This is a genomic window from Streptosporangium sp. NPDC049248, from assembly GCF_040678965.1.
GTDB lineage: Bacteria > Actinomycetota > Actinomycetes > Streptosporangiales > Streptosporangiaceae > Streptosporangium > Streptosporangium fukuiense.
This window is the reverse complement of sequence record NZ_JBFAQY010000008.1, coordinates 69,579-83,970: the sequence shown is the minus strand read 5'-3', so window position 1 is coordinate 83,970 and position 14,392 is coordinate 69,579. Positions and strand designations below refer to the sequence as shown.

Here is a 14,392-nt window from a genome sequence, read left to right as displayed (position 1 = left end):
GACCGTATCTCGGCCCGCCCAGGATCGGCTGATCTCAGGGCTGGCCGGCCGGCGGCCGGGCGGAGAAGACCAGGACCGAGGCGGTGAAGCCGTGGACGTGGTTGTGGCCGCCCACCGGGCCCACCTCTCCCGCGGCGAAGAATCCGGCCACCCCGATGGGGCCCAGGGTGTCGCGGACGGCGACGGCGTCGTGGTCGGCGCTGCCGAACATGGCCGAGCCCCGGCCGTTGCAGGAGAACAGCAGGGCGCCGTCCACCCGGCCGAACGCCTCTCTGTGGGCGTCGAGCAGCTCGTACAGGTCCTCGTCGGCGGTGGCGGCGTCGCGGACCTGGAACCGGACGGTACGCCCGATCTCGACGACGTCGCCGATGGCCACCGCCTCGCGTTCGGGGTCGATGCCGAGCACGCCCCTGATCAGGAAGTCGCCGCGCTCGTGCCGTTCCGCGTACTCGTCCATGGCGATGCCGATCTGCAGCCCCGAGGCGACCAGGTCGCGGTCGTCCTCGTCCAGGGCGCTGACGATCTCCTCCAACCGGGCCAGAGCGGGCTGCCCCGCGAGTTCGAGCAGCAGGTTGTCCTCGACGGAGGTGACGGCCATCGTCGGGCCGATCGGGCGGCAGCCCTGGCTGACCACGGTGCTGACGTTGAGGTCACCGCTGAGCAGCACCCCGACGGCCCCCTCGGTGTAGATCCTCCCGTCGGCGAACAGCCGCACCGCGCCGCGGCCCTGGATCGCGTTGGCCAGGCCGCCGATCAGCGGAAGGTCTCCCATGACCTCCTCCGAGCGCTCGACGAAACCGTCGGTGGGGAAGGTGTAGGGGTCGGCGAGCAGGATGGCGGCGTGATCGTCGGGGCCGCAGTCGGGCAGGCCGACCACGACGAAGCGGTCGTCGGTCCGCAGCGTGTCGAGCGCGAAGGTCGTCAGCCTGGCCCCGTCGAGGGTGGCGGCCCAGGCACTGACCGCCGGGGTGACCTCCACCCCCTGCCCGTCACCGATGACCCCGGTGGCGCTGCAGCCAAGGACGGCGGCGCCCGGTGCCATGCTCATCGCACGCAGTCCGGCGCGGGAGACGTCGTCGGGATCGTCCCCGCAGATGAAAAAGCAGAGCAGGTCAGCGGGTCCGGACAGGCCGGACAGAGCTTGGCGCACCGCGGTCTCGGCTGCGGCGACCAGATCGGACCCCACCGCGAGGCCATCGGCGAAACGGCTCGTCATCAGCGCCACTCGTCTCGCCTCTCCCTCTTGTCTGACGGCTCGCCCGGGAGTGACCGTGGTCTCGCCCGAAGCTCGCCGTGAAGTTCGTGAATGCCGGAACCGTCCGACGTCCCCCCGAGGCCGTCCTGACGCTTGATCCTGAAGTCATCCGGTGTCTTGTCTTGGAGCGATTCTCCCCACTGCCGACACAAGCACTCGTGTCGAGCCCCACACAATAGTCAAGATCCGAAAGAGGGATGAGAGTGCCGGATCGGGTGTTGTGGACGTAGGCTCGATCCCGTGCCTCAAATCCCAGAGCCACGTACTCTGCGCGAGCTGCGCGCGAGCGGCCATATTCACCGTACGGTAAAGGCCGAGATCCGTGAGAACCTCCTGGCCCGCCTGCGGGCAGGGGAGTCGCGGTTCCCCGGCATCGTGGGCTTCGACGACACCGTCCTGCCATACCTGGAGCGGGCGCTTCTCGCCGGGCATGACCTGGTCCTGCTCGGTGAGCGTGGCCAGGGCAAGACCCGGCTGATCCGCACCGTGACCGGGCTCCTCGACGAGTGGACCCCCGTCGTCGAGGGCTGCGAGATCAACGACCATCCCTACCGGCCCTCGTGCGTCCGCTGCCGCCGCCTGGCCGACGAGGCGGGTGAGGAACTGCCGATCTCCTGGAAACACCGGGACGAACGGTACGGCGAGAAACTCGCCACCCCGGACACCTCCGTCGGCGACCTGATCGGCGACATCGACCCGATCAAGATCGCTGAGGGACGCACGCTCGGTGACCCGGAGACCGTTCACTACGGCCTGGTGCCCCGGAGCAACCGGGGCGTGTTCTCCGTCAACGAACTGCCCGACCTGGCCGAGCGCATCCAGGTCTCGCTGCTCAACGTGCTGGAGGAGCGCGACATCCAGGTCAGGGGCTACAACCTGCGCCTGCCCCTGGACATCCTGCTGATCGCCAGCGCCAACCCCGAGGACTACACCAACCGCGGCCGGATCATCACCCCGCTGAAGGACCGTTTCGGCGCCGAGATCCGCACCCACTACCCGCTCTCGATCGAGACCGAGCTGGTGCTGATCCGTCAGGAGGCCGCTCTCGATCAGGTGGGCGCCGACCTGCCCGACCATTTGATCGAGGTGATCGCCCGCTTCACCCGGCTGGTCCGCGAGTCCACCGCCGTGGACGCGCGCTCTGGCGTCTCGGCCCGCTTCTCCATCGCCGCGGCCGAGACCGCGGCCGCCTCGGCCATCCGGCGTGCGGCGCTGACCGGCGAGGACCACGCGGTGGCCAGGGTCGCCGACCTTCCGGGGATCGTGCACACGCTCCGCGGCAAGGTGGAGTTCGAGGTCAGCGAGGAGGGCCGGGAGACCGAGGTGCTCTCGCATCTGCTCCGCAGGGCGGTGGCCGAGACGTTCCGCGGCACGCTCGGCGGCACGGACCTGGCCCCGTTGCTGGACAGGTTCGCGGAGGGCGTCCAGGTCGAGTCGGGGGTGGCGGTCCCGGCGGCCGAGCTGCTGCGCAGGATCGGCCCGGTGCAGGGCCTGGCGAAGATCATGTCCCAGCTCGGCATCGGCGACGAGTCGCCCGGCCACGCCGCCGCCGCGCTGGAATTCGCCCTGGAGGGCCTGTATCTCCTGCGTCGGCTCTCCAAGGACGAGGTGGACGGCACGACGACCTACCGCACCTGAGGTGTCTGGCATGAGCTATCGCTACGGCGAATACCGGGACGGGCCCGACCCGCTCGCCCCTCCGTACGACGTCCGTTCGGCGCTGGATCGGATGGGCGACGCGATCCTGTCCGGTTCCAACCCCGCCCACGCCCTGCGTGACCTGCTCAAGGAGGGCCTGCCGGGCGCGCAGAATCGGCGCGGGCTCGACGATCTGCTCCGCGAGGTGCGGCGCCGGCGCCGGGAGCTGCGCGAGCGCGGACGCCTGGACGGCACGCTGGAGCGGGCCAGGGCGCTGCTGGACAAGGCGATCGGCCAGGAGCGGGCCGAGCTGTTCCCCGACCCCTCGGACGAGGCCAGGCTCCGCGAGGCGGAGCTGGCCGCCCTCCCCGACGACACGGCGAGCGCCATCCGGGAGCTGGGGGACTACCGGTGGCGCTCGGCCGCCGCCAGGCAGACCTTCGAGGAACTGCGCGACCTGCTGCGCGGGGAGGTGCTCGACAGCCAGTTCCGCGGCATGCGGCAGGCCCTGGCCAATCCCGACCCCGCCGCCATGGAGCGGGTCAGGGAGATGATGTCCGACCTGAACGACATGCTCGACCGGGACGCCCGTGGTGAGCACACTCAGGCTGATTTCGATAATTTCATGTCGAAATATGGGGACATGTTTCCGGAGTCGCCGCGGAACCTGGAGGAGCTGGTCGACACCCTCGCCCGGCGGGCCGCGGCCACCCAGCGCCTGCTGGCCTCCCTGACCCCGGCCCAGCGCGAGGAACTGGGCCGGCTGATCGAGCAGACGCTCGCCCAGGCCAGGCTGGACGAGCAGATGCGCCGCCTGGGCGAGTCCCTGTACGCCCGCCGCCCCGACCTCGCCTGGAACACCCCGGAGCGGCTGAGCGGCGACGAGCCGATGGGGATGTCCGACGCGGTGAGCGCGCTGGACGAGCTCGCCGACCTGACCCAGCTGGAGGCCGCGCTCCGCCAGGACTACCCCGGCGCCCGAATGGACGACATCGACGAGGCCGCGATCCGGCGTGCCCTCGGCCGGGCGGCCGTCGACGACCTGCGGGCGCTCAGGCAGGTCGAGCGCGAGCTGGAGCAGCAGGGCTACCTGCTGCGCCGGCGCGGCAAGCTGGAGCTCACCCCGAAGGCCGTCAGGCGCCTGGGCGAGACCGCGCTGCGCCGCGTCTTCGCCTCCCTGGAGAGCGGACGCCGCGGCGACCACGACCAGGTGGACGCCGGTTCGGCCGGTGAGCTCACCGGCTCCTCACGGCCCTGGCGGTTCGGCGACGAGCAGCCGATCGACGTGGTGCGCACGGTGATCAACGGCGTCCGGCGCGGAGGGAGCACCGGCGCGGTGACCCTGTCCGTCGACGACTTCGAGGTGGCCGAGACCGAGCGGCGTACGGCGGCGGCGGTCTGCCTGCTGGTCGACCTGTCCTACTCGATGGCGCTCCGCGGCACCTGGGCGGCCGCCAAGCAGACGGCGATGGCGCTGCAGGCGCTGGTGGCCTCGAAGTTCCCGCAGGACTCGGTGCAGATCATCGGCTTCTCCAACTACGCCCGCGTGCTGCAGCCCGACGAGCTGGCGGGCCTGGAGTGGGACATGGTCCAGGGGACGAACCTGCACCACGCCCTGCTGATCGCCGGGCGCCACCTGGACCGCCACCCCGACTTCGAGCCGGTCGTGCTCGTGGTCACCGACGGTGAGCCCACCGCCCACCTGCGGCGCAACGGCTCGGCGGCCTTCGAGTGGCCGCCCACCCAGGAGACGCTGGAGCTGACGCTCGCCGAGGTCGACAAGATGACCCGGCGCAGGGCGACGCTCAACGTCTTCATGCTCGCCGATGACGAGCGTCTGAAGGATTTCGTGAACGAGGTCGGGCGGCGCAACGGCGGCCGGGTCTTCTCTCCAGGCGCCGACCGCCTGGGAGAGTACGTCGTCAGCGACTTCCTGCGGGCCCGTCGCACGCGCTGACGGCCCCCGGCCCGCCTGAGGGCTCAGAAGTCGGCGTAGCCGTCGAGTGCCAGGTCGAAGCCGTCGTGGTAGTGGCGGTAGGAGCGGTAGCAGGGACGCCACGCCGTGCTGTTGCCGACACCCGCGCGGGCGTCGGCGATCGCGGAGGGGATCCGCCGGGGAGAGAGCAGCAGGCCGCCGCCGAGATAGCGATCCTCGGCGAGGACCGTGGGGGTGCCCGGGTCACCGCTCGCGTAGCGGCCACGGCGCCAGCCGCTCTCCTCGTCCCAGACCAGCGCGTCGCCTCCGGTCAGGCGGACGGTGACGGTGCGCGGGTCGCAGGGTCCCCGCCACCAGCTCTCGACCTGGTCACCCAGGGCTTCGACGACGAGGCCGACATAGTGGGCCGGCTGGTCCCGCCACTCCTCGGTGTACGGCTCAACGTGTTTGACAGCCACGGCTGGCACTCCTTCGTGCCGTCTTATCTCTGTTCGGTGGAAGGCCCGCCCGGCACGACCACGACTTCGCCGCCGGTCTCATCACACGGGAACGGACTCTTTTCGATCCTACTCATCCCCGGGTGTGCTCGAAGCAGGATTCGAAGATCGACCACCTCGCAAACCGTGACCCTTCCGTAACAACGTCTTCGGGGCTGCCGCCGTCTACCTAGTAAAGAAAGTTCACCAATTCAAGGGGGAGGAATGAGTCCGATGCTCGCGGGAACTCTCGTGGCACTGATGCTCATTGTCTGCGTCTGCTTCGAGTTGTGCATGGTCCCGCACGGCCGGGACAGGCACGACACCATCGACGGCGAGTGACATCCCCCCGAATGTCCGACCGGCCCGGTCCGCACGGCCCCCGCGGGACGACCAGGGGGCCGGGACCCGCCCGCCCGCCGCACCGGAACCGTCTTCAAAAGATCACTGCTGGTCGGTGACGTCCGAGCGAGCCGTACCCAGAAGAGATCGACGAAGACTAATGTCTGGCGCATGACAGACCTGCTGCTCTGGCTGCACATCGGCTTTTCGATCTTCGCTCTGGGCCCGGTGACCGCCGCCATGATGTCCACTCCCAGATTCATCCGTGCCAAGAACGTCGACGTCCTGCGCTACCTGCACAAGACCACCCGTATCTACGGCTTCGCCTCCCTGGGGATCTTCCTGTTCGGCCTGTTGCTGGGCCGCGAGTTCCTCGGCAGGCCGTACCTGTCGGTCTCCATGACGCTCTTCATCGTCACCTTGGGACTGCTGTTCATGGTGGCCCGCGACCAGGGCGCCGCCATCCGGGTCCTCTCCAGCGAGAGCCCGGAGGACGACGCCAAGGTTCAGACCGGCCGGATCGCCGCCTTCTCCGGCGTGATCGTGCTGATCTGGATCGTCATCCTGGCACTGATGGTCTGGTTCAACCCGGTCTGAGCGCGCCCGCGCTCCTACCCCAGCGCCTGGGTGAGGTCGGCGAGGAGGTCGTCGACCGACTCGATGCCGACCGACAGGCGGACCAGGTCGCCGGGGACCTCCAGCGGCGAACCCGCCACGGAGGCATGGGTCATCCGGCCGGGGTGCTCGATCAGCGACTCCACACCGCCGAGCGACTCGCCCAGGGTGAACAGCCTGGTCCGGTCGCACACCTCGACCGCCTCGGCCTCCCCTCCGGCCATCCGGAAGGAGACCATGCCGCCGAAGCGCCTCATCTGCTTGGCCGCCACCTCGTGACCGGGGTGCTCGGCCAGGCCCGGATAGAGCACCGAGGTCACCCGCGGATGGGCGAGTAGCAGATCCACCACCCGTTCGGCGTTCTCGCAGTGGCGGTCCATCCGCACCCCGAGCGTCTTGAGACCGCGCAGCGTCAGCCAGGCGTCGAACGGCCCGGCCACCGCGCCCATCGCGTTCTGGTGGTACGCGAGCTCCTCGCCCAGCCCGGCGTCGCGTGCGACGAGCGCGCCGCCGACCACGTCGGAGTGGCCGCCCACGTACTTGGTGGTGGAGTGCACGACCACGTCCGCGCCCAGCGCCAGCGGCTGCTGCAGGTACGGAGAGGCGAAGGTGTTGTCCACCACCAGCAACGCGCCGCAGTCGCGCGCGAGCTGGGCCAAGGCCGCGATGTCCGCGATGCCGAGCAGCGGGTTGGTGGGCGTCTCCACCCAGATGACCCTGGTCTTCTGGGTCACCGCGGCCGCCACCGCCGCCAGGTCGCCCAGCGGCACCGGGTCGTAGTGCAGCCCCCAGCGCTCGTGCACCTTGGCGAACAGGCGGTAGGTGCCCCCGTAGGCGTCGTTCGGGATGATGACATGGTCGCCCGGCTTGCAGATCGTGCGGAGCACCGTGTCCTCGGCCGCCAGGCCCGAGGCGAAGGCCAGGCCGCGGCTGCCGCCCTCGACCGCGGCCATGGCCTCTTCCAGCGCCGTCCTGGTCGGGTTGGCCGACCGGCTGTACTCATATCCGGCGCGCAGACCACCAACGCCGTCCTGCTTGTAGGTGGACACCGCGTAGATCGGCGGAACCACCGCCCCGGTGTAGGGGTCGGGTTCCTGACCTGCGTGGATGGCCAGCGTCTCGAATCCTTGGTTCATGGGGTCAACGCTACTCGCAACATCGGCGCCCTCAGAGCACGCAAACCGCTCCCGCCACCCCTCGACGCGCCCCCGCTAGGGAGCACGCAGACCACTCGCCCCACTCCCTCGGCGCACCCATCCGCCAAGGGGCACGTACAACCGCTCCGCACCGCCTTCCTCGGCTCCCTCTGCGCGCTCCCCGGTGATCCGCGAGAGCAGGACCGGGTCGGCGAGCGTCAGGGCGACGCCGACCAGCAGGCCGGCGACCGGCAGCAGAATTCCGATGACAGTCATTTCCCTCTCCCCCTTCGACATGTCAAGCATCGGTGCGGCCGCCCTGGCACCGCCTCCGCTGAAGGACCGGTTCGAACCGGGACGGCTCAGCCGAACGGCCGATATGCCACCTCCCCCTTCAGGTTTAGGCTCTGGGACCGTGGGGGAAACGAACCGGCTCGTCTACTGGGTCAAACGGCTCAGCGAGATCGCGTTGATCGGCTGGCTCCTCCTGCTCCTGCTGCTCGACGTTCTGATCGTGACGAGCTCGCACGGGGAGGCGATGTGGCCGGTTCTGCTGTGCGGCGTGCTGGGCGTCGCGGCGGTGCTGTGGCGCCGCCGCCTGCGGGTCGGCGGGTTCGTCGCCCTGCTGACGGTGTCCTTCCTGTGCAGCCTGGCCGTCGGCATCACCGAGGGTAACGGCGGACCCGGCCTGGCCGAGATCGGAACGCTGCTGGTCCTCACCGTCGGCGGGCTGCGGGCGATCGAGCCGGTGCGGCGGGCCGCGCTGTTCGCGCTGGCGGCGATGGTCGTGCTGGAGGCGTCCTGCGTACGCCTGAACGAGACGACCGCCAGCCTGGTCACCGGCTTCCTGCTCTTCGTGAGCTGGTCGTTGGCCGCCGGTGTCGGCGCCTACCTCCGCTTTCAGCAGGAGCGCCGCAGGGAGGCCGTGGAGTCGGTACGGCGGGCCGAGCGCCTGGAGTTGGCCAGGGAACTGCACGACCTGGTCGCCCACCACATCACCGGGATCGTGGTGCAGGCGCAGGCCGCCAAGATCGTCGCCGAGCGGAAACCGGAGGCCGTGATCCCCTCCCTGGAGGCGATCGCCGGTGCCGGGGCCGACGCGCTGACCTCGATGCGCCGCCTGGTCAGCGTGCTCCGCGCGCAGGACGAGGCCGCCCGGTCACCGGGCAGCACGCTCATGGACATGCGCACGATGGTCGAGCGTTTCTCCGCCGCCGGCCCCCAGGTCGCCTTCGACATCGGTCAGGGCATCACCGACGGCACCTTGGCCCCGGAGGTGATGACCACCCTCCACCGGGTCCTCCAGGAGTCGCTGACCAACGTCCGCCGGCATGCTCCCGGCACCGGCTGGGTCGAGGCGGACCTGAGACTGACCGACGGCTCCGACCTGCGCGCCTGGGCCGAGAGCGAGCGCGCGGGGAAGGGCTGGGAGCCGGGGAGCCGGGAGAACGCGGCCGGGGACGCCGTGCGGCTGCGGGTGCGCAACTACGGCTCGGTGTCCGATGCCAGGATCTCCCACCTCGGCGGCGGCTTCGGCCTGGTGGGCATGGTCGAGCGCGTCGAGGCGCTCGGCGGCAGGCTCATGGCCGGGCCCACCCGTTCCGGCGCCTGGGAGGTGACGGCCGAGTTCCCCCTCTGATCCGCAGGGACGGCCCGAATACCGGCCTGGGTCTCCCGGCCGGCATTCGGGTGGTCTCAGCGGTCGGCGAGCTCAGTGGTTGGCGAGGAAGGCCAGCAGGTCCTGGCGGGTGAGCAGCCCGACGGGCTTGCCGTTGTCGAGGACGACCGCGGCGTCGGCCTTCTCCAGCGCATCGACGGCGATGGAGACCGGCTCCCCCGCGCCGATCGTAGGCAGCGGCTGCGACATGTGGGCCGCCAGCGGGTCGGTCGGCCGCACCCGGCCGCGGTAAAGGGCGTCCAGCAGGTCTCGCTCCAGGATCGAGCCGACCACTTCGGCGGCCATGACCGGCGGCTCCTCCTTCATCACCGGAAGCTGCGACACGCCGTACTCGCGCATGATCGAGATGGCCGTGTCGACCGACTCGTACGGATGGGTGTGCACGAACTCCGGCATACCGGAGTTCTTCCGGGTCAGCACGTCCTTGACCAGGCCCTCGTCGCTGTAGGTGGTCAGGAAGCCGTAGTCGGCCATCCACTCGTCGTTGAAGATCTTCGAAAGGTAGCCGCGGCCACCGTCGGGCAGCAGCACCACGACCACGTCGTCCGGGCCGGCCTGCGAGGCCACCCGCAGCGCCGCCACCGTCGCCATCCCGCAGGAGCCGCCCACCAGGAGCGCCTCCTCGCGGGCCAGGCGGCGGGTCATGCCGAAGGAGTCCTTGTCGGAGACCGCGATGATCTCGTCGCAGATCGTGGTGTCGTAGGTGGCCGGCCAGATGTCCTCGCCGACGCCCTCCACCAGGTACGGCCGCCCGGTGCCGCCGGAGTAGACCGAACCCTCCGGATCGGCACCGATGATCTTAACCCGGCCGCCGGAGACCTCCTTGAGGTAGCGGCCGGTGCCGCTGATCGTGCCACCGGTGCCGACGCCCGCCACGAAGTGGGTGATCCGGCCCTCGGTCTGCTCCCAGATCTCCGGGCCCGTGGAGTGGTAGTGACTCTCCGGGTTGTTCGGGTTGGAGTACTGGTCCGGCTTCCAGGCGTTCGGCGTCTCCTTGGCCAGCCGGTCGGAGACGGAGTAGTAGGAGTCGGGGTGATCGGGAGAGACCGCCGTCGGGCAGACCACGACCTCGGCACCGTAGGCGCGCAACACCGCGATCTTGTCCTGGGCCACCTTGTCCGGCACCACGAACAGGCACTTGTAACCCCGCTGCTGCGCCACGATGGCCAGGCCGATTCCGGTGTTGCCCGAGGTGGGCTCCACGATCGTGCCCCCCGGCCGCAACTCGCCCGACTTCTCGGCGGCGTCGATCATCCGCACCGCGATGCGGTCCTTCACCGAACCGCCTGGGTTGAAATACTCCACCTTCGCCAGCACCTGGGCGGAAACACCCTCCGTCACCTTCTGCAGCCGGACGAGAGGGGTGTTGCCCATCAGTTCGACGAGCGAGTCATGTACGCGCACCGGGATATCACCTCGAAATACCAAAGCTCTGTCAGCTTGTTGTGTTGATCGCCGTGATCCCATGGGGGTGGCGGGACCTCGACCATGTTTCAAAGGCAACGCTACCGCCCCGTACGGAGGGAGCAACGTCACGTGATCTGGACACCCGGGACGGCGCGAGCCGCCCGTCGCATCGCCGCGGCGGCCGCGCTGGGAGGGGGAGGCGTCACCGTGCTCGGTGCGGCGACCTACGGGCTGCTGCTGGCCGAGGCGATGGTGGCCCGCCGTGCGGTCGGCCGGCCGCACGGCATGGACGGACCGCCTTCTGACGGCGTGTACGGGGCCTTCGGCGGCGAGCCGATCCGGATGGCCATGCTCGGCGACTCCACCTCCGTCGGCCTGGGCACCACGAACCCCGCGGAGACACCCGCCGTGCTGATCGCCAACGGGCTGGCCGTGATCGCCGAGCGGCCGGTACGGCTGACCGTGGTGGGCAGGTCGGGGGCGACCTCCGCGGAGCTGGGCGACCAGGTCGACGAGGCGCTCAAGGCCCGGCCCGAGATCGCGGTCGTTTTCATCGGCGCCAACGACGTCACCTCGCAGGCCGTACCGGCCCAGGCCGTACGGCACCTGCAGAAAGCGGTCCGGAGGCTGCGGGAGGCGGGGGCCGAGGTGGTCGTGGGCACCTGTCCCGACCTCGGCACGGTCAGGCCGATCGCGCAGCCGCTGCGCTGGATGACCAGGCGATGGAGCCGCCAACTGGCCGCCGCGCAGACCGTCGCCGTGGTCGAGGCGGGCGGGCGGACCGTGGCCTTCGCGGACCTGCTGGGGCCGGAGTTCGACATGAACCCGGCGGAGATGTTCGGCCTTGATCGTTATCACCCATCTAGCCAAGGCTATCTCCAGACAGCTTACGCAGTGCTACCTTCCGTATGCAGTGCGTTGGAGTTGTGGCCCGAACCTCGCGTCCAGCGTGCTGAGTCGATCTACCTCGCGGCGGCCAAGGCCGCGGAGGAGCCCGGCGCCGAGGTCTCCGCGACCCGTGTCGCCGGTCGAGCGACCGGACCCCAGGGACGATGGGTGACCTTGCTCGGCCGGAGGCCCGGAAAGCGACCCGACCGCGCCTGAACACGGTCACCCTCCGCCGCGAAGCCGTAACGCCTCGCCCGCATTGGAGTGGAATACCCGTGATCCGGCCCCTCGCGAAACCGGCCCTGGTGCTCGCCGGAGCTCTGACCCTGGGCGGCTGCTCCGGCAGTGAAGCGGCCACCCCCGACCATCCCACCTGGCACAACACCGAGGTGAACGTGGTCAGCCGCACCACCGTCGCCGATGGCGTCGCCATGGCGACCTCCATGAAGCCGGACGGCACGCTTGAGGCGGTGGCCGTCGACCTCGCCACCGGCAGGAAACTGTGGTCCCACCCCTCGACCATGGCCGGCCGCCTGCCGGGGATGGGGGTGCCCGCTCCCGCGATCGTCGAGACCGCCACCGGGCAGACCGTCGCGGTGACGGTCGACCCCGCCAGGCGGGGGCGCTGGAAGGCCACGCTCGTCGGCCTCGACGCCAGAACCGGAACTCGCAGGTGGAGCCGCCCGGTGCACTCCACCTTCGGCCCCCAGCGGTGCGGAACCTTCGTGTGCGTGTCCGAGCACACCGCGCTCGCGAGCGCCCGCGTCGTCGTGCTCGATCCGGTCACCGGCAGGATCGTGCGGAAGCTCCCCGGCATCGCCGAGGTCGAGTGGTCCGACACCTCCCGCGTGGTCTTCCTCCGCCTCGCCCGCCATCCCGTCCTGGAGTCGCACGACCTGAGGACCGGCAAGGTCATCTGGCGGGCCCCCGTCGAGCAGGCCCTCGGCTCCGGGGTCGACCTGTCGGGCGGCTGGTCCTTCGGCGCGACGACGGGAAACCTCGTCGGGTACGTCGCCCCCTACACCAACCCGAAGACGAGCAAGGTCTCCGCCTTCGGCCTGTTCTCCGTCAAGCTCGCCGACGGCACCGTCAACTGGATGCGCCCGTCGGTGGTCCGCGTCTATCCCAGCGGCAGCCCCGGCTTCGCACCGGTGGTCCGCCCGGTCGACCAGGAGGGCCAGTACGGCGGGTTCGCCCGACTGGAGGCCGACAGCGGCCGGGTGCTCGGCCAGATCTCCGCCGAGCAGGTTCCCGAGTCCGGTTGGTGGCTTGCCTTCCCGACCCGGATGGAGAAGGTCGGTTTCCTGCGACACGACAAGCCGGGCAACGCGTTCGACCTTGCCACCGGCCGCAACGCCGACGTCAAGGACGAGCACGGCTGGTCCTTCTGCGTGACCGATCCCAAACCGCTCGCGCTCAAGGGCCAGAACTCCGGGTTCTACTCGGTGGCCTCGCTGTGCGAGTTCAGGCTGGCCGACGGCAAGCGGGTGTCCGGCCCGGGCGTCCCGCCCGCCTGGTTCACCGGCAGCCAGAACGGCTGGCGGATGTGGCGCGACGAGAAGGGCGGCCTCCACGGGATCAAGGACGGCGACGGCACCTCGCCCGGCATGTACGGCTGACATCCGCGGCCCGCGAGGGGCGGTCGACCCGCGACAGGGCCCCGTCTCCGGGCGGGACCCTGTGCATCCAGTACAAAGTTCTGTTTCAATGCCGCCCTGGGCGTGGCTTTGGGCATACCGCGCGGTACGCTCCGCTGGAGGAGCAGATACGAACCCAGGAGAGCCACATGCCCGAGGCAGTCATCGTCGCGACCGCGCGCTCGCCCATCGGACGCGCCTTCAAGGGGTCCCTCAAGGAGATCCGCCCCGATGACCTGACAGCACAGATCATCCAGGCCGCGCTTGCCAAGGTCCCCCAACTCGACCCGACCACGATCGACGACCTCATGCTGGGCTGTGGCCTGCCGGGCGGCGAGCAAGGCTTCAACATCGGCCGCGTGGTCGCCACCCTGCTCGGCCTGGACGGCGTGCCGGGCACCACCGTGACCCGCTACTGCTCGTCCTCCCTGCAGACCACCCGGATGGCACTGCACGCGATCAGGGCGGGCGAGGGCGACGTGTTCGTCTCGGCGGGCGTGGAGTGCGTCTCCCGCTTCGCCAAGGGCAACTCGGACTCGCTGCCCGACACGCAGAACGCGCTGTTCGACGATGCCCGCACCCGTTCGGCCAGGGCCGCCGAGGGCGGCGGCGAGGTCTGGCACGACCCGCGCGAGGACGGTCTGCTGCCCGACATCTACGTGGCGATGGGCCAGACCGCGGAGAACCTCGCCGGGCTGAAGGGCGTCTCCCGGCAGGAGCAGGACGAGTTCGGCGTCCGGTCCCAGAACCTGGCGGAGAAGGCCATCGCCAACGGCTTCTGGGAGAAGGACATCACCCCGGTGACCCTGCCCGACGGAACCGTGGTGAGCAAGGACGACGGCCCCCGCGCCGGCACCACCTACGAGGCCGTCTCGACCCTCAAGCCGGTCTTCCGGCCCGACGGCACGGTCACCGCGGGCAACTGCTGCGCGCTGAACGACGGCGCCGCCGCGGTGATCGTGATGAGCGACACCAGGGCAGCCGAGCTCGGCATCACCCCGCTCGCCCGGATCGTCTCCACCGGCGTGACCGGCCTGTCCCCCGAGATCATGGGCCTGGGCCCGGTAGAGGCCTCGAAGCAGGCCCTGGCCAGGGCGGGCATGTCCATCGGCGACGTGGACCTCGTCGAGATCAACGAGGCGTTCGCCGCCCAGGTCATCCCGTCCTACCAGGAACTCGGCATCGACCTCGACAGGCTCAACGTCAACGGCGGCGCCATCGCGGTGGGCCATCCCTTCGGGATGACCGGGGCCCGCATCACCTCCACCCTGATCAACAGCCTCGCTTTCCACGACAGGTCGATCGGGCTGGAGACCATGTGCGTCGGCGGCGGCCAGGGCATGGCCATGGTCCTGGAACGCCTCAGCTGAGGCCGGGCCGGGAC

At 70.2% G+C, this 14,392-nt stretch carries 12 protein-coding genes; 7 read left to right on the top strand and 5 right to left on the bottom strand.

Translation table 11 applies throughout. The features are described from left to right. Positions 1-34: 34 nt before the first annotated feature. Positions 35-1,216 carry an FIST N-terminal domain-containing protein gene (locus AB0K21_RS17235; protein ID WP_364150939.1) on the bottom strand — a complete coding sequence of 394 codons (1,182 nt, stop codon included), beginning with the start codon at positions 1,214-1,216 and terminating at the stop codon, positions 35-37. A 279-nt stretch (positions 1,217-1,495) separates the two neighbouring features. Here AB0K21_RS17235 and AB0K21_RS17230 point away from each other — a divergent pair, with 279 nt between their 5' ends. Together AB0K21_RS17230 and AB0K21_RS17225 are read left to right on the top strand one after the other, a co-directional pair. Further along, positions 1,496-2,893, top strand: a complete 1,398-nt coding sequence (locus AB0K21_RS17230; RefSeq protein WP_364150936.1) for a sigma 54-interacting transcriptional regulator — start codon at positions 1,496-1,498, stop codon at positions 2,891-2,893. 10 nt (positions 2,894-2,903) lie between these two features. Then, positions 2,904-4,850, top strand: a complete 1,947-nt coding sequence (locus AB0K21_RS17225) for a hypothetical protein (RefSeq protein ID WP_364150933.1) — start codon at positions 2,904-2,906, stop codon at positions 4,848-4,850. Between the two features lie 23 nt (positions 4,851-4,873). Here the strand turns inward: AB0K21_RS17225 and AB0K21_RS17220 are convergent, their stop codons facing one another. Continuing rightward, a complete protein-coding gene (locus tag AB0K21_RS17220; RefSeq protein WP_343977791.1) occupies positions 4,874-5,287 on the bottom strand; it encodes a DUF6292 family protein in 414 nt (137 codons plus the stop codon). 531 nt (positions 5,288-5,818) lie between these two features. Between AB0K21_RS17220 and AB0K21_RS17215 the strand changes: the two genes are divergently transcribed. Continuing rightward, positions 5,819-6,244 (top strand): hypothetical protein, encoded by a 426-nt coding sequence (locus AB0K21_RS17215; RefSeq protein ID WP_343977794.1) that lies wholly within the window; start codon positions 5,819-5,821, stop codon positions 6,242-6,244. A gap of 14 nt (positions 6,245-6,258) precedes the next feature. Here the strand turns inward: AB0K21_RS17215 and AB0K21_RS17210 are convergent, their stop codons facing one another. Together AB0K21_RS17210 and AB0K21_RS17205 are read right to left on the bottom strand one after the other, a co-directional pair. Continuing rightward, positions 6,259-7,398 (bottom strand): cystathionine gamma-synthase, encoded by a 1,140-nt coding sequence (locus AB0K21_RS17210; protein ID WP_343977797.1) that lies wholly within the window; start codon positions 7,396-7,398, stop codon positions 6,259-6,261. Positions 7,399-7,473: 75 nt separating this feature from the next. Further along, on the bottom strand, positions 7,474-7,674 hold the full coding sequence (locus tag AB0K21_RS17205) for a hypothetical protein (protein ID WP_343977800.1): 201 nt from the start codon (positions 7,672-7,674) through the stop codon (positions 7,474-7,476). 139 nt (positions 7,675-7,813) lie between these two features. Between AB0K21_RS17205 and AB0K21_RS17200 the strand changes: the two genes are divergently transcribed. Further along, entirely contained in the window at positions 7,814-9,037 is a 1,224-nt protein-coding gene (locus AB0K21_RS17200) for a histidine kinase (protein WP_343977803.1), read from the top strand. 72 nt (positions 9,038-9,109) lie between these two features. Here the strand turns inward: AB0K21_RS17200 and AB0K21_RS17195 are convergent, their stop codons facing one another. Then, positions 9,110-10,480, bottom strand: a complete 1,371-nt coding sequence (locus AB0K21_RS17195) for a cystathionine beta-synthase (protein WP_343977806.1) — start codon at positions 10,478-10,480, stop codon at positions 9,110-9,112. Between the two features lie 132 nt (positions 10,481-10,612). On the opposite strand from AB0K21_RS17195, the gene AB0K21_RS17190 reads away from it, so the two are divergent. The 3 genes from AB0K21_RS17190 (at position 10,613) to AB0K21_RS17180 (ending at position 14,378) form a co-directional block, all read left to right on the top strand. After that, entirely contained in the window at positions 10,613-11,587 is a 975-nt protein-coding gene (locus AB0K21_RS17190) for an SGNH/GDSL hydrolase family protein (protein WP_343977809.1), read from the top strand. 59 nt (positions 11,588-11,646) lie between these two features. Then, positions 11,647-12,990, top strand: coding sequence for a PQQ-binding-like beta-propeller repeat protein (locus tag AB0K21_RS17185; protein WP_343977812.1), 1,344 nt, complete (start codon positions 11,647-11,649; stop codon positions 12,988-12,990). 167 nt (positions 12,991-13,157) lie between these two features. Continuing rightward, positions 13,158-14,378 carry an acetyl-CoA C-acetyltransferase gene (locus AB0K21_RS17180; protein ID WP_343977815.1) on the top strand — a complete coding sequence of 407 codons (1,221 nt, stop codon included), beginning with the start codon at positions 13,158-13,160 and terminating at the stop codon, positions 14,376-14,378. Positions 14,379-14,392 lie beyond the last annotated feature (14 nt).